Origin of the sequence: Methanococcoides mangrovi (assembly GCF_052057775.1) — an archaeon.
In the GTDB taxonomy this organism is placed as follows: domain Archaea; phylum Halobacteriota; class Methanosarcinia; order Methanosarcinales; family Methanosarcinaceae; genus Methanococcoides.
The window spans coordinates 828,455-851,911 of the sequence record NZ_CP195121.1 but is presented as its reverse complement, the minus strand read 5'-3'; the positions used below and the strand labels follow the sequence as shown (position 1 = coordinate 851,911).

Sequence of the window (23,457 nt, the reverse complement as noted above, 5' to 3'; positions counted from 1 at the left end):
AATAACATTATAAAACTCCCAAACTTTATCAACCAGCCCATAATTCTAACTGCATATTTCAGATAATCTTATACCTGCAGGAGTTCTATCTATTAATATGCCATATCCGGTTGCGCATGTAATGTTCTTTGTGTTCTGCATCTGTTCAATAACAGTCTATACAACTGTTGCAGGAATCCTTCGCAGAGAAAGTACAACCGAAAATATCGCACATACTCTTCTGCTGCTGGTCATAGGGAGCTTTTTTGCACTGTACCCGGATATTACAGTCGTTTATAACATCATTGTACACGGCACCCTGGAACATACCACAATAGGACCGTTACCAACGCACTCACTGCTGTTCAGCGCTTCTGCTGCCTTCCTTGGAGCAATTGTTGGATACAGGATATACAGGGATTATAATAAAGCTGTATACATGGGCCTTTTTGCCGAATCTGCATCCCTTTCACACCTGTTGCTGGATGATATTGCAAAGGGAGGGATAAATTATTTTTACCCTATATCCGACAGACCGATCAGCGTGTTCTCACATATGGATATAGGAGGAGCATGCGGGGATCGCTTTACATATATACTGGCATCCTATGCAGCGGTCATCTATATCGCCTTTGTGATAATGATGGCATTGTTTGCGCTGGAACACCTTGGTTTTGAGTTCAGGAACCGGGCCGGTAACAGATGATCCATTTAATGGTATCACTATGCCGGACATCGTTGGTCATGAACAAAGAGATCCTGCCAAAGGGTTCCCTCTTCCATATGCTTACATACTGAAAGCAGCTTCTGGAAGAAGCAGAAGCAACGTTCCTGTTGAAGCAGTGGATTATGTTTTATATGAAAGAACTTAAATTCTATAGTATCAGGCAGTAATTGATGCAGAGATCATATCCGATCGGATTAATTACAATGCTTGTTCTGCTTTCTCTTATGGGAGCAGGTTGCATCAGCAGCGTTTTTCCACAGCAGGAAAATGATGATCAGTTAGAGATTAACTTGAATTTCAATAGTACGGAGGCCATAGAGATCACAAAAAGAGAAACGGTGATCGCCACTTATCTTGAACAATCCTTTAAACAGCCGGACTGGAGAGTAACCAGAACAACTCTTGTCAATGAAAGTCCATACGAACTGAACACCACTGCCATGCAGAAAAGGAATATATGGAAAGTTGAGATGATGGAACGAACCTGTGCCTGCCAGAAAATAAGTACTCTGTATGTTGTGGAAAGTTATGTCTCCGCAGATACAGGTGAACTGCTGGGGCATTCACAGAATATGGTTTCAGAGAGAGAATATGACAATCAGACGTGTGCTACCACTGCGTGCCACTGAATCGGCAGTATTTTTGTTGATCCTTCTGCTTGCCGGCCTGAACATTTCCTCCGTTTCGGCAGCTCAGACAGACGAAGTGATGATCGAATATTTCTATGAAGGAGGATGCCTGAAATGTCAGCAAACATCCCCGATCATCGATTCGGTGGTAAGCAGGTATGACAATATCAATTACACGAGAAATGACATCGCCACATCCTACTCGATCATGAAGGGATACGGAGTGTACACGGTACCTGCGATCGTCATAAACAAAAATACGGTCATCAGCTATTCTGATTACGAAGGGGATCCTGCATTGCTTGAGGAACTGCTCGTGGACGCCATAGAGAATGCAACCCCAATTACGAAAAATAGCGCCATCCCTTTAGCTGACAATAGTAATGAGAACGCGGCCCCATTTGAGCTCTCGCCGGCAATTGTGCTGGTCGCTGGTCTGCTGGCCGGGTTTAATCCCTGCCTTCTGGCCGTGATCGCTTTCCTGACATCAGTAACGATATCATCCAGCGGAGGAAAGAAGGAAATACTGATAGTCGTGGCTGCCTTCTGTGCCGGGATATTCACAACATACATGGTAGCCGGGCTGAGCTTCCTGAAGGCTGTTACGGTCCTCCCGGAATCGAGAGATGCCATCACATTGTTCATGACGTTATTGATAGGTATCCTTGGTATATGGCACATCTATGATGCATACTACCTCCAGAACCACTCAAAGTCTACCTTCAAAACGCCAGGACCGATCATCTCATTCATGAACAGCATACACGGAAAGAACGCAATGGTATTGTCATTTTTTGCAGGTGCGTTCTTCTCACTGGTAAAGGCACCATGCGTAGGCGCCGTTTATCTTTCGATCCTTGACATGCTGATAGCAAGGACCGAGCTGCTGGAAGCAACCATGTATCTCGTCATCTACAACCTCGGACTCGTGCTCCCGGTCCTTGGACTCGGCCTGTTCCTTGCGTTTGGGATGAGCCCGGAGACCGTAATTCAGTTCAGGGAGAAAAGGCGCTCTGCGATAAGATTTGTCACGGGTTTGATATTGATATTGCTTGCCGTGCTGCTCTATCTCAATGTGATATGAGAAGGGAACCAACAGTCCCGACCTTCATAGTTGCCTCACAGGCAGCTAACCTTTTCTTTTTCTATTTTCTTTTCCTTTTTATTCCCGAACACGAACGGATGCACAACGTCGTGCATGTCCTCTGGAGAATAACTGATGGCAAGCACACGCACGATGCCCAGCACCAGTATCAGTGCTGCAAGGGAAAAGATGAAGATGGCTTCAAACTCCTTTGCATACATACCCACAGCGATCTCACACATCACGATCAGGATTGTGGCATCAGTGACATATGTCAGTTTGATGCGATCGTGTTCATGATAGTCCACGAAGGTGTTGAACAGATCGATCAGTATGAAGATCGTAAGCACGCTGGAGACCATATGATTAAAACCGACATCAAGGGTAGTGAATACTGTGAACCGCAGGTCAAGGAGGGTCTTTGCCATCCCGACCACCAGAGTCAGGAGAAGGAGGTAAAGGAAAAGCGTGGTTATTGAATCGATTATCTTTCTGAATACTCTGGTATTGTCTATCATATTGTAACCTGAAGGAGAAGGAATCATGGGCATTATCCTCAGGCTTTGAATAGACTAAAAAATACATATGCATTTTCTGGATATAATATAGACAAGTATGTGAAAGAAATAGAATAAATATATCGATTATAATTAACCTCAGGCTTCACTGGATTCCTCAGGATAGGATATATTAGCCCGGTTCCTCGTCAGGTCTGCAATGCGTGAGATCAGATCTTCCTCAGTACCTTTTCTAACTTCCACTATCATTTCCACGACATCGGTGTATTTCTCATCCAGGACACTTCCGAACTCTTCCACAAGCTTCTTCACAGGCTGCATATCGGAATAACTTACCTTCAGTTTCAGTTCTACCGTTTCATGAACTTCAATGATCCCGCCCTCTTCGATGGCTGCAACGGCCGCTTCCCTGTAAGCCCTGGAAAGACCTCCGAATCCCAGTTTGATACCACCGAAATAACGGGTCACTACCACAGCTACATTTGTCAGTTCCTTAAGCTCCAGCACCTTGAAGACCGGTTTCCCGGAACTGCCTGCCGGCTCACCATCATCGTCATACTTTGCTACAAGTATGTTGCCGTTCTTGATCAGGTAGGCGGAGACGTTGTGATTGGCATCGCTGTATCGCTCCTTTATGGAATTTACAAAGGACTTTGCGTCTGCTTCGTTCCTTATGGGGGCTACATGCCCAATGAAAACCGAGTTCTTGAACTCCTTTTCAGCAACACCATCGGACCTGACCGTTCGATACAAGGGAACACCTGCACAACAAAGTGAATATTAATAAGCGGTAAACATCTATCACTAGAACTGTAGAATATGATCAGATAATACCGTACAACCTCAAGAGATAGCTGATAATACATAAAATAGAGGGATGAGATGTTATATCGTAAATTTGGAAGGACAGGAGAGGACGTTTCGATACTTGGTTTCGGGTGTATGAGACTCCCTGTTATCGATGGCAAGGAGGAACTTATCGATGAGGAACAGGCAACCCGGATGATAGAATACGCCATCGAAAAGGGTGTGAACTATTTTGACACAGCTTATCCCTATCACGAAGGGAAGAGTGAACCTTTCGTAGGAAAGGTCCTGAGCAACGGCTATCGTGAAAAGGTCTATCTCGCCACAAAACTTCCTTTATGGCTGGTTGAGAAGAGAGAGGACATGGACCACTTCCTTGACGAGCAGCTTCGCAGGCTCCGGACAGACCACATTGATTTCTATCTAATGCACGGCTTCACAAAGGGCCATTGGGAGAAGATGAAAGAGCTGGGTATGTTCGACTTTATTGAAAGGGCATTATCAGCAGGGAAGATCAGGTATATAGGATTCTCCTTCCACGACGACATCAAGGTCTTCAAAGAGATCGTGGACGGCTATGAGTGGGACTTTTGCATGATACAGTACAACTTCATGGATGAGAACTACCAGGCCGGAAAGGAAGGTCTTCTATATGCTGCGGAAAAAGGACTTGGTATTGCTATCATGGAGCCACTTCGCGGCGGAAGCCTTGTACAGGTCCCTGATGAAGTGCAGCAGATCTGGGATAGTTCGGATATCAAACGCACACCAGCCAACTGGTGTCTGCAGTACCTCTGGGATCAGCCGCAGATCAGTATCGTTCTGAGCGGTGTGAGTAATTTCGATCAACTTGAGCAGAACATCGCCTATGCAGAAGAGGGAATTGCAGGAGGACTGTCTGAAAAAGATCATGAGCTTATCAGTAAGGTAAGGGGTGTTTATCTTGAAAGGACCGTGGTCAATTGTACCAACTGCAAATACTGCCTTCCATGTCCTTCAGGTGTGAACATACCTGCTGCATTCTCCTACCTGAACAGTGCCTCTATGTACGGCAATCTTGAGAAAGCACGCCATCACTACGATCTTTTTGTGCCACCTGAAGAAAGGGCATCAGCATGTATCGAATGCGGATCGTGCGAGGAAAAATGCCCGCAGCATATTTCCATACAGGAAATGCTGAAGCATGCTTCAAAAGTTCTCGAGAAATAAAAAGAGAAATCAAATTAACCCATAGTTTCACCCGTTCTAATTTTATGATCTCGAAGTATCTCTTGAAGATACAAATATAGTTATATACGTGATGGGGTCATAATAATATCCTGTTTTGTTTTTTCACATAGGAGGGGGAACCATAAAAAGAGATTCTGAAGACTATGTTTCCATAAAGGATCTCGTAAGCAAAGGGGAGGCTAAGTACCGATACCTTATCGAGAATACCAAAGATATAGTTTACATTACAAATGAGAATGGTGCCATCCTCTACATTAGCCCTCAGATCAAGAGATATGGTTTTGATCCGGAAGAGATGATCAATACCTCTTTTGTAGATTACCTCCATCCGGAAGATCGTGAAAAAATATTCGCTGCATTCCAAAAGGCAATGAAGGATAAAAATTCACCACCAAGTACCTTCAGGATCCCGGATCGTGATGGAAACATACACTGGATAGAGAACTATCCACACTTTCAGAGCGATAAAGATGGAAACTCCAGAGGATTGATCGGCGTACTCAGGGATGTAACAAAACACAAGTTCATAGAAGATGAGCTTAAGAAATACCAGAATCGTCTCGAAGATCTAGTGGAGATCAGGACATCTGAACTAAAAGCTGCCAACGAAAAGCTCAAACTGGAGATCGCAGAAAGAGAAAGAGCAGAAAAGACACTAAAACAAAAAGAGATGCATATGAGCACCCTTTTTGACGTTGCCCCCATAGGTATCGGACTTAGCTGTAACAGAAAGATACTTGATGCCAATGAAGAAGCTTACCGCATAATTGGATATTCAAAAGAGGAAGTAATTGGCAACGATACCCGTATGTTCTACCCATCTGATGAGCATTACAAGCTTGTTGGAAAAGAAGTTGAAGCGGTCATCAGGGAGAAAAAGACACGTTCAACAGAAACCCAATTTATAAGAAAAGATGGAAACATCATCGAGATTTCCATGAAACTTGCACTCATGGACCCTGAGGATCCATCAAGAGGGATCATATACACCTTGCAGGACATTACAGGGATCAAAAAGTATGAAAAGGCTATCAGGGAAAAGGAAGCAAAAATAAGAAGCGTATTTCTTGCAACACCGATAGGTATAGGAGTGGTCTGGGACAGGGTTTTCAGGGATGTAAATGACAACATGTGCGAACTTGTAGGGTACTCCAGAGAAGAGATCGTTGGGGTCAATACGCGTTTCCTGTATCCTGATGAAGAAGAATATTACAGGATGGGAGCCCTGTTGCAGGGAATGATAAGGACAAAGGAACCGCTCAAGACACAGGGTAAATGGGTACGAAAGGATGGAAAAGAGATCGACATCAACCTCACCTTTGCACTTATAGATCAAAATGACCCCCCTGCAGGAATTACATTCACAGTAGAGGACATCACTGAAAAATTGCTTGCTGAAGAGAAGATCTGCAACCTGACCCAATTCCAGCAAACCGTCATTGAGAATGCGGATATATGGCTAAACGTTCTTAACAAAAATGCAGAAGTGGTCATATGGAACAATGCTGCGGAAAAGATAAGCGGATACTCCAGAGAGGAAATTGTTGGTAGCGATAAGGTATGGGAACTACTTTACCCGGATGAAGAGTACAGAAATGAGATATTTGCAGAGGCAAAGGCCATTCTGGAACAGGGTAAGCGGGTAGCCGGACTTGAGACAACTATCATAAATAAGGATGGAGAACAACGCACGATATCGTGGAACTCGAGAAACCTTGTCAATGAGAACAGGGAAGTCATCGGATCCATAGCCATCGGAAATGATATCACCCAAAGAAAAGAGGCTGAAAAAGTCCAGAAGACATATCTCCATTTCCTTCAGGAACTCATCGATGCAGTGCCTATCCCTGTGTTCTACAAAAATAAGGATGGGATATACCTGGGATGCAACAAGGCATTTGAGCACTTCATCGGGATAAAGAAAGAAGACCTTGTCGGTAAAACCGTTTTTGATCTTGCACCTGAAGAGCTTGCAGAACAATACTATGAAAAGGACAATGAACTTTTTGAGAACGGTGGGATTCAGATCTACGAATCATGCACCGAATCGCTTACTGATGGTTCAAGACGAAGGGTGATGTTCAACAAATCCCTTTTCACATACCTCAACGGGGAAAATGCCGGGCTTGTCGGAGCGATCATTGATATAACCGATATCAAGGAAAATGAGGAGACTCTCAGGAAATACACAGAACAGCTCGAGCGTTCGAGCGAGTTTAAAGGTATCTTTACAGATATTCTAAGCCATGATATCCTTAACCATGCAACGGTCATAGATGGATATACATATCTTTTACTTTCAGAAGAAGAAAATAAAAGTAAAGCAACAAAACTTGAAAAGATAAAGAAAACTAACAAAAAGCTCATAGAGCTTATTGAATGTGCAGCAGCTTTGGCCAAACTGGAATCAATGGAGGATATCAACTCTGAAACATTAGATATTGCAAAGGTACTTAATGATTGCATTTCCCAATTTGAATACCAGGCAGCACAAAAGAAAATGCAGATTGTGCTTGAGAACAAAGGAAAATTTGATACGATCGCAAATCCGATGATAGAGGAAGTTTTCACAAACCTGATATCAAATGCTGTGAAGTACAGTCCTGAGAACGAGGAAATAAACATAGGGGTAAAAGACCATAACGGACACTGGAAGGTCACAATAGCAGACTCGGGAGAGGGAATTGCAGACAATGATAAGAAACTGGTTTTCGATCGGTTCAAAAGAGTGGCCGGAGATTGCAATATAAAGGGAAGTGGTCTTGGCCTTGCGATCGTCAAGAGAATAGTTGACCTTCATGGAGGAGAGGTCGGAGTGGAAGACAATCCTAACGGAAGGGGCAGTTTGTTCTGGGTCACATTAAAAAAAGCATAAATCATTGAACAGTATATCACATTTAACAACGGAGGTTATTGAAATGGAAGAATTTACAAAAGAAGAACTTGCAAAATACAATGGCCAGAATGGGGAAAAGTGCTACATAGCATATCAGGGAAAGGTCTACGATGTGACTGAAAGCATGCTATGGGATGATGGGGACCACCAGGGAATGCATGAAGCTGGAATGGACCTTACTGAAGAAATGGAAGATTCTCCACACGATGATGACGTCATGGAAGACTTCCCTCTTGTCGGTACATTGATAGATTGATCATCTTTTTCAATTGACAGACAAAACAGGCATTTTAAGATGCCTGCATATCTTTATTTTACTTTTTTCACAAATTGGTTGCCTTATAGTCCATATGGTACGGTGCATGATCCTGAGACGGCAATTTTTGCCATATTAATGGAAAGATATATAAACCGATTCTCCGACTTGAACGCATGAGCAAGTATGTCGTGAAGTGTACTAAATGTGGAGACGTGCAGGAACCTTATGCATTACACTGCCCCAATGATGATTCATTACTGCGTACAGAGTATTCCAAAAAACAGATAGAACCAACAGACATGCCTGGCATCTGGAGATATATCGACTGGCTGCCTGTTAACGGGATCATCGAGGAAGGATCCGGGAGACCTGTAACATACAAAAGTGAAGGATTTGCAAAAGAGCTGGGACTGCAGGAACTTTACATCACATTCAACGGCTACTGGCCTGAAAAAGGAGCATTCATAAGAACATGCAGCTTCAAGGACCTCGAGTCCTTTCCCACAATGCAGCGTTTGATCGAAAGAAATGAAGAACGTATACTGGTGGTCGCTTCTGCGGGCAACACTGCTAGGGCCTTTGCCCATGTGGCATCTATTACAGGCCGGAAACTGCTTCTCATAGTACCAGAGAAAAGCATGCATCGCCTGTGGACTATAAATGATGACACTTCATCCATCTGCACGGTCACCGTGAAAGGTGATTACTACCAGGCTATCGCAATGGCAGAGAAGATAGCAGCAAAGGATGGTTTTGTAAGCGAAGGCGGTGCGCGCAACGTTGCCAGAAGGGACGGAATGGCCACCGTGATGCTGGATGCAGTTCTCACCACCGGAAGCCTTCCACACCACTATTTCCAGGCAGTAGGAAGCGGAACAGGCGGCATCTCAGCCTGGGAAGCATCAATGAGACTTCTTGAGGACGGCCGTTTTGGCAACAACATGCCAAGACTTCATCTTGCCCAGAACATGCCATGTGCACCGCTCTACTCATTGTGGACAGGTACTGAACTCACCGGTCACTGCCCTGAAGAGATGCATGACGATGTGCTCTACAACAGGAAACCCCCATACTCAGCCCCGGGAGGAGTGAAAGATGCACTTGATGACACTAACGGATTGATCTACGGCATCACAAACAAGGAAGCGGAAGATGCACAGAAGCTTTTCGAAGAGACAGAAGGGATCGATATATTACCGGCTCCAGGCGTAGCCTGTGCTGCACTTATAAAAGCTGTGGAAACAGGTGAGATCAATACCGGTGACAGTATCGTACTGAACATTACCGGTGGCGGACAAAAACGACTGGAAGAGGACTTTACCACAAAAAAACTGGATGTGACGCTCACAGTATCCCCCAATGACCCGGATTCTGAGAAAAAGATACTTGAAAAGGTCTCCGAATTTTTCAACCTGGGGGTTTACTGAAGTGAGTAGCTCAATAAAGCTCACCATCATCGGAGGCGTTAACAAGGAAGGTATAAAGGAAGCTATAGAAAGGGTGGAAGTGAACCCAGGAGACATCCTGGGAATAGTTGGCCCCACAGGTTCCGGAAAAAGTACGCTTATCGATGATATCGAGCAACTGGCACAGGGAGATACTCCCACCGGACGCAGGATACTTATCAATGACGAAGAACCTGACACTAAAATGAGGGGGGATCCACGCCTGAAGCTTATCGCACAGCTCTCCCAGAACATGCACTTCCTTGCTGACATGACCGTTGCCGAGTTCCTGCAGATGCATGCCAGAAGTCGCGGGAAGGATCCAGAACTCATGCACAGGGTTATCGAACTTGCAAATACGCTTACAGGCGAACCCATACGTGAGGAAGAACCTCTTACCGTACTGAGTGGTGGCCAGTCACGCTCCCTGATGACAGCCGACATCGCGGTGATCAGCGATTCACCTATCGTGCTTATCGATGAGATCGAGAATGCGGGAATTAAGAAACAGGAAGCCCTGGAGCTTCTGGCAGGTGAAGGAAAGATCGTAGTGGTCGTCACACACGACCCTGTACTTGCACTCATGGCGTCCCGCAGGATAGTCATTAAGAATGGAGGAATGTCCGACATAATCACAACAAGTGATGAGGAGAAGAATGTCGGAAACCGCGTGTCAGAAGTTGATAACTGGATGATGGACCTTCGCGAGATCATTCGCAGGGGAGAGGTTGTGGAAGGTGTTGTATGAAGCTTGTAGTTGTCGCAGGGACACCAGGTTCCGGAAAAACCTCAGTATTGCTTCACACCATACAGGCCCTGAAAAGGCGTGGGAGTAAGCCAGCGGTCGTCAAGGTCGACTGCCTCTGGACAGATGACGACAAGAGATTCGCAAGACTTGAAGTCCCTATCAGGATAGGTCTTGCAAGGGACATGTGTCCTGACCACTTTACCATTTACAATACAGAGCCCATGCTGCAATGGGCAGAAGAGGAAGGTTCCAATGTCCTGCTCAATGAGACTGCAGGACTTTGCTTAAGATGTGCACCTTACCCGGATTCATGTCTGGCTGTCTGTGTCATTGATGTGACCACAGGACCGAACACACCCCTGAAGGTCGGCCCGCTGCTGACAACAGCAGATATCGTTGTCATGACAAAGGGAGATATCGTCTCACAGGCAGAGCGTGAGGTCTTCAGGGAAAGGGTACTTGAGGTCAACCCCGAATGCATGGTTGTAGAAGCTAACGGACTTAGCGGAAAAGGTGCCATCGAACTTGCAGAGCTCATAGAAGAAGGAATTGAGGCTGACCCGAAGGACATGGTACTCAGGTACAACCCACCACTTGCCATCTGTACCCTCTGCAGTGGTGAGAAACGTGTTGAACGCAAATACCACATGGGAGTTCTCCGCCACCTTGACGGATTCATGGAATACAGGGGGGAGTGAGAAGTGCAGGAGATATTTGAGCTGCTTCCGGGATACAATTGTGGCAAATGCGGATACAAGCAATGTCGTGACCTTGCAGAGAACATGAGAAAAGCAGAGGATATCGGACTCTGCCCATTCATGGGAAAACAGCAGTTTGCCGAGAACAGAAAGAAGCTGAAAGAGATCCTGAAGGACAGGTCTGACAGCACGAACATCATTGGAGTGATCGACGGCCTTGAGGCAGACTTCACCCTCGCCCCGCTTGACAGTGAACCAACATGCAGGGAGGATATCCATCCTATCGACGGCACCGAACTGAAAAAAGGTGACCTTGTAAGGTACCGCCCGCTTGGCTGCCCTATAACACATTTCGCGAAGGTCATAGAAGCATCCCGCGGAATTATCACCGTCCACATGGTCGGCCCGCTCCAGCGCCTTGGAAACGAGGAAGTTGAGTTCATTGATGCAGGAATATGCCTCATATTTGCCTTTGAAGGAAAAGTGAAAAACGGCCGTATCCCTAGAGTAGGTGAAACGGTTAAGTTCATACCCACACATTGTATGATGCAGAAAGTGCATTCAGGCATCGTTGTAGGAGTAGAGGAAAGAAATGTCAGGATCGAAGCGATCGACCTGAAGGTATGGTGATATAATGGACCCCAGCACATCAGTATTCAATGGCATGAGGATGGCAGGCATAGACCTTGTTGTAAGTGTACCATGCGTTAACCTGAAGGACATACTTCCAATGATAGATAATGAGCCTTCAATGATCCATGTACCGGTAACCCGCGAGGAAGAAGGCGTGGGAATCTGTGCCGGTGCCTATATGGGAGGAAAGGTCCCTGCAATGCTAATGCAGAACTCGGGACTCGGAAATTCCATCAATGCACTTGCATCCCTCAACAAGCTGTTCCACATCCCCCTGGTGATGATTATGAGCCATAGGGGAATTGAAGGTGAGACAATATGTGCCCAGATACCTATGGGCCAGCTTACACCATCGTTGCTCGATTCACTCGACATACCGTATGTGGTACCAACCATAGACAATGTTGAAGATGCAATAATCCACGCATGGAACGTCGCATCCGAGAAAGGCAGACCAGTTGCGGTCCTTCTCGAGATCGGTTTCTGGGAGGCGGAATGAAGCGTATAGATGCGATCTCAATGATAGCCAGAAAGGCAGAAGAGAAGAACTCACTGATCGTAGCCAACATCGGATTCCCCTCAAGGGAACTTCACCACCTGAAGGACAGAGCCGGGAACTTCTACATGCTTGGATCCATGGGACTTTCATCATCCATTGGACTGGGACTTTCCCTCGCTGTACCTGAAAGACATGTCATTGCTATCGATGGTGATGGTTCTGTCCTCATGAACATGGGCAGCCTTGCCACCATTGCACACCAGAGACCTGAAAACTATCTTCTTGTTGTGATCGACAACGGAACCTACGGCTCTACCGGTGACCAACCCACAGCCACATCACACGGAACTGACCTGGGTGCTGTTGCAAAGGGAGCAGGTATCGATGAGGTTCACACTGTCGATAATGAGGACGATCTCGAAAAGATGTTAAAAAAGGTTGACAGGGGAATGATCGTTGTACGCGTGGACCCCGGAAATGCATCCGTGCCCATAATCAGCATGTCCCCTGAAGAGATAATCGAACGCTTTATGGCTGAATGTGCCCGACCATCTGAGTAAGACGGAAAGAGCCATCCAGTATCCTTTCTTTTAATTTCTCTGACAGCTCCAGAGCTCTCTTTTTGTCAGACTGGCGCAATACGATAGGGACATTGGCCGAATAGTCACCCAGCTCGAAGTTGATGGAGCCCATTTTACCGGTGAACACATCGCCAACACAAAGAGTTGTACACAGTCCGCAATTGAAGCATGCATACCTGTCAAGTTTTACCTTGCCCTCCTCGAAACTGATGGCAGCCATCGGACAGTTCTCCTGAGGTTCACACAGGGCACAGCTGATACATTCCTCCGGAGCGAACTTTACTTCCAGGTCAACATCTTCCCAGACATCACCATACGTGGAATATCCCACACAGGCTCTCTTATCAACAGCCATGACAGACATTTTCAGATCGCGGTCCCGTTCTTTAATTGCATCAGTAACCGAAGGATCTGTAACAGCTATCGGTACTGCCCAGGAAACGATACATTCCGGACCTGCTGATGTGAAAAAACCACCCATGTATTCAGGGTCCATGTTGTGCATGTCCGCAAAGGCCGTAAGGTTTGGTTTCTCTTTGGCACTACGAGTACCGGATCCCATTATGAAACCTTCCGAACCGTTCATGAGAATACGTGTCCCGATACCGATGGATTCAAGCATTGGATCGTTCTTTACCGGATTAATCTGACCGCAACCGGATATCGTAGCCTCTGTAAGTCGTGGTCCGAAGTCCATTGCATGGAATATGGAGGATACAGGGTCGTCGGAAGTGTTCACAAAAGCAGAATAGTTCTTGAAAGCATGACGCGTACCATACATCATGGCATAAGGCATGTCATCCAATGTTACCTGTGTCGTGAATGTAACATCGCTGTCCGTAACGACCTTTACATCTACAGGGTTCCCTGCTACAAGATCACGGAAGAGATGACCGGCACCATAATGATGGTCGTCAAGGCTGTGGTCCGTGCCGAAAAGCATCAGGTCAAGGATACCAAGCCTTTCATTGGGACAGGGACCCACGTGGGCAGGGACACCATTCATATAGACTTCCTTTGCACGCAGGAAACTGCAGGGTGCATCCACAGGGAACGAGAGGATAGCATACGTTCCGCTCATGATAGCACGTGTCGCTGCTGTTACAACATCCACCTTTTCAACATCTTCACCGCGATCCGCAAGTTCGCAGACCTCCTGTGCAGTAAGCACAACAGCTTCACCTGTTGCAATGCGTTCATTTATGCTTTCAATGCTACGTTCCATATAAACACTCCATCTACCTTATTCAACGCTCCCGCCTGCAAAAAGCGGATCGACCTTTGAGATCATTTCCGGCGTACCCATCAGCACGACCACGTCATGTGCAGTGAGATAAATGTCTGCATCAGGATTTGAAATGACCTCTGAGTTCCTGCGAATAGCAAGTATGGTAACACCATATTTCTTCCTGAGCTCAAGCTGGGCAAGTGTCTTTCCAACTACGAAAGAAGATGACCTTACCCTTACATTCGTAATGTTCATATCAGGAATATCAACATCCATGTCATAGATGTTCATTGAACCTGAAAGTGTCCTGAACATCTCGTAACCGTCCTGACGTATCTCTGAAACGAGCCTCTCTATCTCGTCCTTTGGAACAAGATATCTCTTCATCAGTCTTACGAATATTTCGATCGATGTCTCGAATTCCTCGGGGATGACCTCATTTGCACCCAGTTCATACAGAGGTTCCATTTCCTGCAGATACTGTGTACGGGCAATGATATGAAGATTGGGATTCAGCTTTCGTGAAAGTGCAACTGTCCTCCTGGTTCCTGCCGGATCTGATATGCATACCACCAGTACCCTTGCGTTCTTTATATCCGCATGTTCCAGTACACCTTTCTGGGAAGAATCGCCATAATAGACCTTTTCTCCCTTTAGCTGTTCCTTTCTTACAGTTTCAGGATTAGTATCAAGGATAATATATGGTATGCCGGCAACAGTTGCCGCTTTCGCAACTGTATGACCATTGAAACCAAAACCTGCAATTATGAGGTGATCCTCCAGATGTGTTTTTTTGTTAAGGATCGACTCCATCGCTCTGGGATGGAATCCGCATTTGAGCTTTGGAGGCAGGGGGAGGTTCACAACATGGTCAGCGATCCTTGGTGAGAGTGACATTACAGATGAGGTCACTGCCATTGTAAGGATGGAGACCACAAGGAACAACTGGTATACGTCCTGTCCAAGGATACCGAATTCCAGACCGAAAGTGGAAAGAACGAAGGAGAACTCCCCGACCTGTGCCAGTGCGAGACCTCCAAGGATCGCTGTACGCAGCGGGAAGCCAAGTAGATAAGAGGCAAGACCCGCGATAACTGATTTTAGCAACAGAACACCGATGGCCACCATTATGAACAGCACAGGATTGACAAAGAAATGATCGATATCGAGCAGCATACCTATTGAGATAAAGAAGAAGCTCATGAAGATATCACGGAATGGTATCAAATTGCTCATTGCCTGATGGCTGTACTCAGACTCAGAAATGATAAGTCCTGCAAGGAAAGCACCCAGTGCAAGGGATAATCCCATACTGAATGTAAGCCATGCCACAGAAAGGCAGACAACGATGATGCACAGGAAGAAAAGTTCTGAATCGCGGGTCTTTGTGATCTGATAGAGAACATTTGGAACTATCCATTTTGCACTTGCTATTACCAGAATGACCAGACCCATTCCTTTTGCGATTATAGGAATAAGGGCAGGTTCACCGTTGCCACTAACACCTGCCAGGAATGGCGTGATCAGTATCATAGGGACAACTATGACATCCTGGAAGAGAAGGATCGCGAGAGAAAGACGCCCATGAGGAGCATGCAATTCTCCCCTGTTCTGCAGAAGTTTTAGAACGATAGCGGTACTGCTAAGAGAGAAAAGGAAACCAATGAATACCGATTCACCATAACCGTACCCCATAAATGAAGAAATGAGATATACGACCACAATGGTAAGCAGTACCTGGATCGAACCACCTATAATGACAGCACGTTTTATGCTCCAGAGGTCCTTTAAGGAAAGCTCGACACCTATCGTAAAAAGTAGCAATACGATACCGATCTCAGCAAGGACCTCAACTTCCTCTATCGCGTCTATAAGACCATAACCATGAGGTCCCAGCAACATACCCGTAAAAAGGAATCCCACTACAATTGGTATACGAAGACGATGACAGAGATAAAGTATGCCTATGGACAAACCGAAAATTACGTCAAGGCTATATATTATTGATGATTCCATTTAGCCAGTCCTCCAGGCAATATCAGGATAGTATATAAGATAAATTAAGAGGCCATATCATGAATATGACCGAATGAGAATGATATGATCAGATGTTATCCACACCAAGAAGACCTGCAAGCTCAAGACCTTCACTTCCGAACTCTGAAAGCTCATCGAAAAGTTCAGACTTGCTAACATATTTCTCGGTGCGAGTCCCGTCATTCTGCTCGATCTTTATTGTGATCTCGCCGTCAACATAACCTCTTTCGATGCATTCATTGATGATGTCCGTGAACTGCTCGGCGATCAGCTTCAGGCAATCGAACGTCTGGTTGTTGCGAATGGCATCCTCACCATCAAGCATGAGCTTGACGAGGGTCTTCCTCTTCACATGAGAACGGATGTAGTCTTTAAGAGCATCAAGCATTTCAACTACGTGTTCTTCTTTAACAGAGTTCATGAGCGCAGGATCTGCTGTGACCTCATTGCCATCATAATAGATCACAAGGGAATCTCCGCTCATATCGACCTTGAACCGCTTGGTAGCTTTCTTGTTGATGAACATTGCACTGATGTTATGATCATCGAAATCCAGTGTCGAAAGACGGAAATCGGACACATCTTCCAGTTTCACTTTATCTTCCTTGTATATGATACCGGACCTTGTCCAGGTAGGTAAAAAGAGAGTTCCGAAGAATCCCCTTATAGTAGAAGAACTATCGGTAAAAGTAAGTTCGGACTCATATTCCATTCCGGCAACTGTCGAGGTAAGCTTACCACGCAGAATGTTCCTGTCCATGGAAGCAAAGTACTTTTCAGATGTACCATAAACACCGCCTTCAAAGAAGGGATCAAGTATGGAAAGTATCTGTCTTTCCACATCATCCAGCCCGGAATCTATGCTTTTGTTAATGCTCTCGATCTCTGAAATCATGGCACTCGAACTCTTATTGAAAGAAGCTTCGCATGCATCAAGAATGGAATTCCTGTAATCGAGAAGCTCTTTTACTTCAAACTCCCGGGCAGCAGTATCAATGAACTCCAGAAGCCTGCTGTTTACGGAACCCAGTTCCTCGGAACCGGTCTCCAGGGACGTGCGCCTGCTGATCAGGTCATCGTTCTTCTCAATGGAAGCATTCTCAATTGGAAGAACTTTGCTGGATATGTAAACAAAATCCTGAAGGTCCTGTATAACATCCCTCTGGACAGGTAATTCATTAGAATCTTGAAATGTATATTTCATGCGGCTCCCCAATTCGACTAATTCTTATTGAATTAATTCTTATGGTGCAAACGATAAATAGGTTACGTAGGCAGCAAAGGATATGCTGCCAATATAAGGTCATCCAAGAACTGCCCTTACAGGGTCAAGTATCTCATTGATGTACCTGGCTGCACCGGCCTTCAGGTCCATTGGATGAAGGGTACCTTCAATGAACACGGTCTCAAGCTCTTCATAGCTCTTGCACACAAGGTCGCCACCAAATTTCTCAGGTCTTTCGAAGACGATCTCATCGTAGCGTGGCATTATGTGGTATTTGAAGAGTGCCATTACAGGGTTATCCTCAACAACACCTGCGGGGCAGAATGCTTTCTTAAGCTTCTTGGTTACAGATGCTGCATCATCATCCACTGAAATGTAGTTCTCGCTGGATGATGACATCTTGGTACCATCAAGGCCAAGAAGGATAGGAGTGTGGATACACAGGGGGGCCTTGAAACCAAGTCCGGGAAGACCTTCCCTTGCAAGCATGTGGATCTTCCTCTGGTCGATGCCGCCCACGGCAACGTCAACTCCAAGAAGGGCAATATCAATTGCCTGCATGATAGGGTAGACCATCTGGGAGACCTTTGGGTCCTCCATCTTCCTTCCCACCTCATCCATGCTTCTCTTTGCCCTGTTCAGTGAAGTGGACTGGGTGAGCTTAAGCACATTAAGCATGTATTCAGGGGAAAGCTGGAAATCAGAACCATATACGAAATTGGTCTTTTCCGGGTCAAGCCCCAGTGCAAGGAAACATTCCTTGTTGTAATCAGCGATCTTGCGAACCTCTTCCATGGTACCTTTCTGGTTCATGTAGGCATGAACATCCGCAAGAAGAACAGTGATCTCAAATCCTGAATTCTGAAGGTCCAGTAGCTTGTTCACAGTAAGAACATGACCCATGTGGATCTTACCACTGGGTTCGTAGCCTGTATATGCTGAAGGATGTTCCTTTGACTCCAGCAATTTTGTAAGCTCCTCTTCCGTGACAATCTCCTGTACATTTCTTTTTATAAGGTCGATCTTTTCCATGAATTCACCTTCAACATCATAGTGGATCTTAAACGGATCACTACAAAATAATGAGACCTTAAACTCAGGTCATGACCATATAGGTTACGGTACGCCAGTGACTAACACGGAAGAAATTAAGCCTGCGACCAAACCAAACACTATAAAAATGATAATTATCAGATGATATAGAAAGATAGATCAAATACAGTAATATTCAACCTTACAGATCACTGGTCCTGAATATATTTTTTCAAAAAATCTGCCCCTTCTTCGGAAGAGAACATGGGAATATCCCAGTCCTGGACAACTTTACTCCGCTTACCGAGGGTCTTTTCGTTCTTCACCGGGTCAAAGCCAGTCTTATGATACTCTTTTTTATGTATCACAACACCTCTTTTCTGCCAGGTCGGGACCTTATCGAGGTTTATGCCGCGATTGAACAGCATCTCATGAATGTCTGCGGCTTTCTTACCCCTGAGCTCAGCTGCAGCCTCCTTCTCACCCATACCTTCGGAAAGAAGTGTGTAATAGCCATAGGAACTAACACAATTTCGCCAGGACTCGTTCTGTCGCCAGATCAGGTACTCAGTAACATGGGCTTTCTCGATCGGGATGATCCTTGCATCAAAGGAAACGGGCTCATCAAGACCCATCTGTATTGTAAAAGCGCTGCTAAGGTAACTGGCGACCACTGAATCAAGCTTCTCGACCCTGCCATCAAAGGGCAGGTCCAAAAAAAGAATGCTTGCCTCGTCAGAAAAAGTATATGCCAGCGCTGCACTCATCCCGCTCCTTTTGAAGAAAAGTTCCAGGGAATCCGCCATGGCAGTCGCGAACTTTTCATCATATGGCTTTTCACAACCAAGCCTTGAAAGCGTATGTTTGAACGTCCTGCCATCAACACGTATGATAACAGGAGCGAGGCAGCGCAGATCTGAATAGATCTCCCGCTGTTTCATGAGAGTTTCAGTCTTCCTTTTCTTCCTCTTTCACAGGTTTCTTGAACCTTTTGACGATGTCGCGTATGAGGACGATGTCCCCTGTGGTCACAACCCACCTGTATGGAAGAATGACCCCTCTTGTTGTAACATCGAAGATGTCACGGTTGATGTCTGAAAGAGCAAGGCCGGAAACGACCCTCTCATCCACATCGAAAACGAGATCGTTCACTTTTCCTACATACGTACCCTGATTCGTATACACATTTAACCCAAAAAGTGATGTTATATCTGCGCGCATGATAGCCCCTATTGTATGATCGATTGAAATTGTAAATATGATTTACATGTTGATGATATATATAAAATACGTATCTTATGCCTTAAATCCTTCTAAAGGCCGGGCATTAACAAAGAAATGTCCAGCTCATCATAATTAAATAGGATCGTAACTGAAAGGTTCGAAGGGGCAAAGAACATGCTTACAAGCACCTATACACATATTCCCGGAATTGGAAAAACCATTGAAAAACGCATATGGGAGAGCGGATACTGCCAGTGGGACGAATACCTGGAGAACCAGGACTCCGTTTCAATACCCGCGACAAGGAAAGAAAGGATCGAAAATGGGATCATTGAATCCAAAGAACGCCTTGCAGAAAAGGATTTTGAATACTTCGCCAACTGTCTTCCGGGAGCAGAACACTGGAGAGCCTTCGAACATTTCTCTGATTCCGTCGCTTATGTGGATATTGAGACCACCGGCCTTTCTGCCAGCAGTTCCTGCATCACCGTTGTCGGGATCTATGATGGAAAGGATGCAAGAACTTATGTAAAAGGCATAGACCTTGATGACATCGTTGAAAAACTGCAAAAATATGAACTGCTGGTCTCTTTCAACGGAGCACGCTTTGACCTGCCGTTCATCCAGCACGAGTTTCCGGAGATCAATTTCAATCAGCTCCATGTGGACCTCATGTATCCCCTTCGACGTATCGGCCTTTCAGGAGGATTAAAGGCCATCGAAAAGAAGCTGGGAATTCAGCGAACCGATGATACGGTTGACATCACCGGCTTCGATGCGGTCAGGCTCTGGCATGAGTACGAGCGTGGAAGTGAGGATGCACTGGACCTTCTTCTTGAGTACAACCGGGAGGATATCGTCAATCTGGAGACCATTATCAATAAAACATATCCCCGGTTCATCGAAAAGACATTCGAGAAAGCCCTTGGAAAATGAGACCTTACGGAACTTTTTCCCGGGGCAACAGAGGATGACAGAATATAATGATACCGGACATCTCAAATATCCCTGACCTGCCGGGAGTCTACCTGATGAAGGACGACTCCGACAACATTATCTACATCGGGAAGGCAAAATCCCTTAAGAAGAGGGTCAGCCAGTACTTCCAGTCCGGAAAGCACCATTCCTCAAAGACCAGGGCAATGGTCCGGAAGATCAGGGATATCGATTACATTGTCACCGAATCTGAAGTCGCTGCACTGATACTTGAAGCAAATCTTGTAAAGAAGAACAGGCCTCACTACAACATCGACCTGAAGGACGACAAAAGATACCCTTACGTGAAGGTCACAGTCAACAAGAAGTACCCACGTATCTTCATCACCCGCAAAAGGCTCATGGACGGAGCACTGTATTTCGGCCCATATACCAATGTCAAGCCGGTTCGACGTACACTTGACATGATATCACAGGTATTCAGATTAAAAAGATGCAATCGCAAGATCGATGGAAAGCGACATCGGCCGTGTCTCAATTATCATATCGACCGCTGCTACGCACCCTGCAACGGATCCATTTCCGAAGATGAATATCGCAGGAACGTCATGGAAGCGGTGAAATTCCTTAAAGGCGATACATCGGAAATTCTCAGATCACTTACCGAAAAGATGCAGGCTCATGCAAAGGAACAGGAGTTCGAGGCCGCTGCTGCAGTCCGTGATCAGATCGCAGCCCTGAAAAGCCTGTCCGAGCAGCAGACCGCAACAGCCGGGAACAATGACAGCGACCTTATAGCAACTGCAGCCGATGAGGAGACCATCTTTGTGCAGGTATTCTACATCCGCGACGGCAATATGGTGGGTAAGGCCGATTTCTCACTTTCATGGGGAGATGCAGCCGGAGACATATCCCGGGTCGTTGCGGAGTTCATCAAACAGTATTACCAGGATGCACCGGTGCCTCCTGAAATCCTTGTGCAACATCAGGTACCCGATGAGGAGCTTATCACAAAATGGTTGTCCGAAAAAGCATCACGCAACGTCCGCATACAGGTGCCTTCAAGGGGCGACAAGAAGAAGCTCCTTGAAATGGCTGCAAGGAATGCGGTCATGACAATGGAGCAGTCACACATCAAGAAAAGTGACCAGGATGCTGCGCTGCAGGCACTGCTGCACCTTCGTGATGAGCTCTCCCTGCCGACCCTGCCAGTGCATATCGAGGGTTTTGACATATCCAACATATCAGGCACTGATGCCGTCGGGTCTCTTGTGGTCTTCAAAAACGGAATGCCTGCAAAGGACCAGTACCGCCACTTCAACATAAGGACAGTAAAGGGGATAGATGACTTTGCCATGATGGCAGAAGTGGTCGGACGCCGGTACAGGAAGCAGAAAAGTGAGAATAACAAACTGCCTGACCTGATACTCATCGATGGAGGACCCGGACAGGTGGGGGCGGCAATGGGATCGCTGAAAGAACTTGGACTTGACATCCCACTGGTAGGACTGGCAAAACGGTTCGAACACATCATCGTTCCAAAGGAAGATCATGAAGAGGTTGTGATACTGCCGCATACCTCCGATGCGCTGAAAATGCTCATGCAGGTAAGGGATGAGTCCCACCGCTTTGCAGTTTCGTCGCATCGCAGAAGAAGAACTGCAAGGTTGTCACATTCCGAACTTGATTCGATCCCCGGTATCGGCTCGTCCAGAAAGAAGGCTTTGCTGAACCACTTTGGGTCCATCGATAAGATAAGGCGTGCCTCCGTGGAAGACCTTGTGGAAGTAGAAGGTATCAGCAAAGGACTTGCAGAAAAGATCATCGAACATTTCAAGAACGATCAAAATTGAAAGTTAATTGAAGTGAAAAATGGACAATCTCAAAATACTAATACATCCTCAGGCATTATTCCCGAACAGATGAGGAAGATAAGAATTGCAGGTGCCGGACCATCAGGGCTTACAGCAGCCATCAATCTTGCGAAGGCAGGATATGAGGTGGATGTGTTCGAGAAGGCACCTGATGTGGGCAAGCACCTTAAAGGCGGCCTGCAGGGCCTGGAGAACTGGTCCGATAAAAGGGACATCAGTGAGGAGCTCCGGGAAATGAACCTGGAGACAAACTTTGACCTTGACCCGTTCTATAATTTTACAGTTTCCAACGGCATGAAGAGCTGGGATTTTGAAGCTGATCCTGGAACTCCTGCATTCTATCTTGTTAAACGCGGCTCGGTTCCCGGAAGCCTTGACTACGGACTTAAGGAGCAGGCCCTTCAGAGCGGAGTGAACATACGGTTTCAGGAGAAGGCACCTCTTGATAAAGTGGACATAATAGCCACAGGGCCTGTGAAAAATGAGGTTTTCATTGCTGCAAAGGGAATCGCCTTTGATACATCAATGAACGACATGGCCATCGCCTTTGTTGATGACAGGGCTGCCTACCTTGGTTACTCCTACCTGCTGGTCACGAACGGTTCGGGCTGCATGTGCACCGTCCTTTTTGACAGGTTCAACAATGTGGGAGACTGCCTTGAGAACACAAAGCGGGTATTCTCAGAGATGGTCGAGCTGGACATCCGGAATCCAAGACCTGATGGTGGAATCGGTTCATTCTCACTGGACTGCCATTTCGAGAGCAACGGACAGCTGTATGTGGGAGAAGCTGCGGGACTCCAGGACATGGTATGGGGATTCGGCATGCGAAGTGCAATGAGGTCCGGTTACCTTGCTGCGAGAAGCATCATCCATGGTGAGGACTATGAAAAAGCTGCTACCGAATGCTTCCGGAACAAGCTGAAGGCAAGCCTTGTCAACCGGTACATATGGGAACGCTTTGGGGCAAGGAACTATTCAATGATATTCGATGCCCTGAAAGGCACAAGAAACCCTCCGAAATACATGCAGTCGTTCCACAACTTCAATTATCTGCAAAGGGTTGCATATCCCTTTGCCATCAGGAAAATGAGAGACAGGTATCCTGAGCTCAGGCTTTGAGAACCTGACAATGTTTTATTAACAAAGTGTCCTATTGTCAAAACAG

24 protein-coding genes are annotated in these 23,457 nt (G+C 46.1%); 16 read left to right on the top strand and 8 right to left on the bottom strand.

All coding sequences use genetic code 11. The annotated features are described in order from the left end of the window. Positions 1 to 97 precede the first annotated feature (97 nt). Genes ACR3I3_RS04290 through ACR3I3_RS04275 form a run of 4 tightly spaced genes read left to right on the top strand, consistent with a single transcriptional unit; the run spans position 98 to position 2,419 of the window. The gene (locus ACR3I3_RS04290) at positions 98 to 685 is read left to right on the top strand and encodes a metal-dependent hydrolase (protein WP_440953332.1); all 588 of its coding nucleotides are present in this window, start codon (positions 98 to 100) and stop codon (positions 683 to 685) included. Further along, entirely contained in the window at positions 654 to 851 is a 198-nt protein-coding gene (locus ACR3I3_RS04285) for a hypothetical protein (RefSeq protein WP_440953331.1), read from the top strand. Before ACR3I3_RS04290 ends, ACR3I3_RS04285 begins: the two co-directional genes overlap by 32 nt. Before the next feature lie 25 nt (positions 852 to 876). Then, positions 877 to 1,335 carry a hypothetical protein gene (locus ACR3I3_RS04280; protein ID WP_440953330.1) on the top strand — a complete coding sequence of 153 codons (459 nt, stop codon included), beginning with the start codon at positions 877 to 879 and terminating at the stop codon, positions 1,333 to 1,335. Continuing rightward, on the top strand, positions 1,298 to 2,419 hold the full coding sequence (locus ACR3I3_RS04275) for a cytochrome c biogenesis protein (RefSeq protein ID WP_440953329.1): 1,122 nt from the start codon (positions 1,298 to 1,300) through the stop codon (positions 2,417 to 2,419). Before ACR3I3_RS04280 ends, ACR3I3_RS04275 begins: the two co-directional genes overlap by 38 nt. Before the next feature lie 35 nt (positions 2,420 to 2,454). On the opposite strand, the gene ACR3I3_RS04270 is transcribed toward ACR3I3_RS04275, so the two are convergent. Beyond that, a complete protein-coding gene (locus ACR3I3_RS04270; protein WP_440953328.1) occupies positions 2,455 to 2,937 on the bottom strand; it encodes a phosphate-starvation-inducible PsiE family protein in 483 nt (160 codons plus the stop codon). Between the two features lie 138 nt (positions 2,938 to 3,075). Then, entirely contained in the window at positions 3,076 to 3,690 is a 615-nt protein-coding gene (locus ACR3I3_RS04265) for an IMPACT family protein (protein WP_440953327.1), read from the bottom strand. Between the two features lie 129 nt (positions 3,691 to 3,819). Between ACR3I3_RS04265 and ACR3I3_RS04260 the strand changes: the two genes are divergently transcribed. The 9 genes from ACR3I3_RS04260 (at position 3,820) to comE (ending at position 12,712) form a co-directional block, all read left to right on the top strand. After that, positions 3,820 to 4,953, top strand: a complete 1,134-nt coding sequence (locus ACR3I3_RS04260) for an aldo/keto reductase (RefSeq protein WP_440953326.1) — start codon at positions 3,820 to 3,822, stop codon at positions 4,951 to 4,953. A 115-nt stretch (positions 4,954 to 5,068) separates the two neighbouring features. Then, entirely contained in the window at positions 5,069 to 7,849 is a 2,781-nt protein-coding gene (locus ACR3I3_RS04255; RefSeq protein WP_440953325.1) for a PAS domain S-box protein, read from the top strand. A gap of 43 nt (positions 7,850 to 7,892) precedes the next feature. Continuing rightward, positions 7,893 to 8,126 (top strand): cytochrome b5 domain-containing protein, encoded by a 234-nt coding sequence (locus tag ACR3I3_RS04250; RefSeq protein WP_440953324.1) that lies wholly within the window; start codon positions 7,893 to 7,895, stop codon positions 8,124 to 8,126. Between the two features lie 176 nt (positions 8,127 to 8,302). Next, the gene (locus ACR3I3_RS04245) at positions 8,303 to 9,556 is read left to right on the top strand and encodes a cysteate synthase (RefSeq protein ID WP_440953323.1); all 1,254 of its coding nucleotides are present in this window, start codon (positions 8,303 to 8,305) and stop codon (positions 9,554 to 9,556) included. 1 nt (position 9,557) lies between these two features. Then, entirely contained in the window at positions 9,558 to 10,322 is a 765-nt protein-coding gene (locus ACR3I3_RS04240; protein ID WP_440953322.1) for an ATP-binding cassette domain-containing protein, read from the top strand. Continuing rightward, positions 10,319 to 11,020, top strand: a complete 702-nt coding sequence (locus tag ACR3I3_RS04235) for a GTP-binding protein (RefSeq protein ID WP_440953321.1) — start codon at positions 10,319 to 10,321, stop codon at positions 11,018 to 11,020. Before ACR3I3_RS04240 ends, ACR3I3_RS04235 begins: the two co-directional genes overlap by 4 nt. 3 nt (positions 11,021 to 11,023) lie before the next feature. Next, positions 11,024 to 11,650, top strand: coding sequence for a (Fe-S)-binding protein (locus ACR3I3_RS04230; protein ID WP_440953320.1), 627 nt, complete (start codon positions 11,024 to 11,026; stop codon positions 11,648 to 11,650). A 4-nt stretch (positions 11,651 to 11,654) separates the two neighbouring features. After that, a complete protein-coding gene (comD, locus tag ACR3I3_RS04225; protein ID WP_440953319.1) occupies positions 11,655 to 12,152 on the top strand; it encodes a sulfopyruvate decarboxylase subunit alpha in 498 nt (165 codons plus the stop codon). Then, positions 12,149 to 12,712 carry a sulfopyruvate decarboxylase subunit beta gene (gene comE, locus ACR3I3_RS04220; protein ID WP_440953318.1) on the top strand — a complete coding sequence of 188 codons (564 nt, stop codon included), beginning with the start codon at positions 12,149 to 12,151 and terminating at the stop codon, positions 12,710 to 12,712. Before comD ends, comE begins: the two co-directional genes overlap by 4 nt. Here the strand turns inward: comE and ACR3I3_RS04215 are convergent. The 6 genes from ACR3I3_RS04215 to ACR3I3_RS04190 form a co-directional block, all read right to left on the bottom strand. Next, entirely contained in the window at positions 12,681 to 13,958 is a 1,278-nt protein-coding gene (locus ACR3I3_RS04215) for a methanogenesis marker 16 metalloprotein (RefSeq protein ID WP_440953317.1), read from the bottom strand. The two genes, comE and ACR3I3_RS04215, sit on opposite strands and share 32 nt — an antisense overlap. Before the next feature lie 18 nt (positions 13,959 to 13,976). After that, complete coding sequence (locus ACR3I3_RS04210; RefSeq protein ID WP_440953316.1) at positions 13,977 to 15,977, bottom strand: cation:proton antiporter domain-containing protein; 2,001 nt, start codon at positions 15,975 to 15,977, stop codon at positions 13,977 to 13,979. An 88-nt stretch (positions 15,978 to 16,065) separates the two neighbouring features. Then, positions 16,066 to 17,202 carry a hypothetical protein gene (locus ACR3I3_RS04205; protein WP_440953315.1) on the bottom strand — a complete coding sequence of 379 codons (1,137 nt, stop codon included), beginning with the start codon at positions 17,200 to 17,202 and terminating at the stop codon, positions 16,066 to 16,068. 99 nt (positions 17,203 to 17,301) lie between these two features. Beyond that, positions 17,302 to 18,255, bottom strand: coding sequence for a tyrosine--tRNA ligase (locus tag ACR3I3_RS04200; RefSeq protein WP_440953314.1), 954 nt, complete (start codon positions 18,253 to 18,255; stop codon positions 17,302 to 17,304). Positions 18,256 to 18,464: 209 nt separating this feature from the next. Then, positions 18,465 to 19,196: a tRNA(His) guanylyltransferase Thg1 family protein gene (locus ACR3I3_RS04195; protein WP_440953313.1), complete on the bottom strand. Its 732-nt coding sequence runs from the start codon at positions 19,194 to 19,196 to the stop codon at positions 18,465 to 18,467. Positions 19,197 to 19,203: 7 nt separating this feature from the next. Continuing rightward, entirely contained in the window at positions 19,204 to 19,476 is a 273-nt protein-coding gene (locus ACR3I3_RS04190; protein WP_048206042.1) for a PRC-barrel domain-containing protein, read from the bottom strand. 177 nt (positions 19,477 to 19,653) lie between these two features. Here ACR3I3_RS04190 and ACR3I3_RS04185 point away from each other — a divergent pair, with 177 nt between their 5' ends. From ACR3I3_RS04185 to ACR3I3_RS04175, 3 genes are all read left to right on the top strand, one after another. Continuing rightward, positions 19,654 to 20,415 carry a ribonuclease H-like domain-containing protein gene (locus tag ACR3I3_RS04185; RefSeq protein WP_440953312.1) on the top strand — a complete coding sequence of 254 codons (762 nt, stop codon included), beginning with the start codon at positions 19,654 to 19,656 and terminating at the stop codon, positions 20,413 to 20,415. A 47-nt stretch (positions 20,416 to 20,462) separates the two neighbouring features. After that, positions 20,463 to 22,268, top strand: a complete 1,806-nt coding sequence (gene uvrC / locus ACR3I3_RS04180) for an excinuclease ABC subunit UvrC (protein WP_440953311.1) — start codon at positions 20,463 to 20,465, stop codon at positions 22,266 to 22,268. 69 nt (positions 22,269 to 22,337) lie between these two features. Then, a complete protein-coding gene (locus tag ACR3I3_RS04175; RefSeq protein WP_440953310.1) occupies positions 22,338 to 23,411 on the top strand; it encodes an NAD(P)/FAD-dependent oxidoreductase in 1,074 nt (357 codons plus the stop codon). Positions 23,412 to 23,457: the final 46 nt, after the last annotated feature.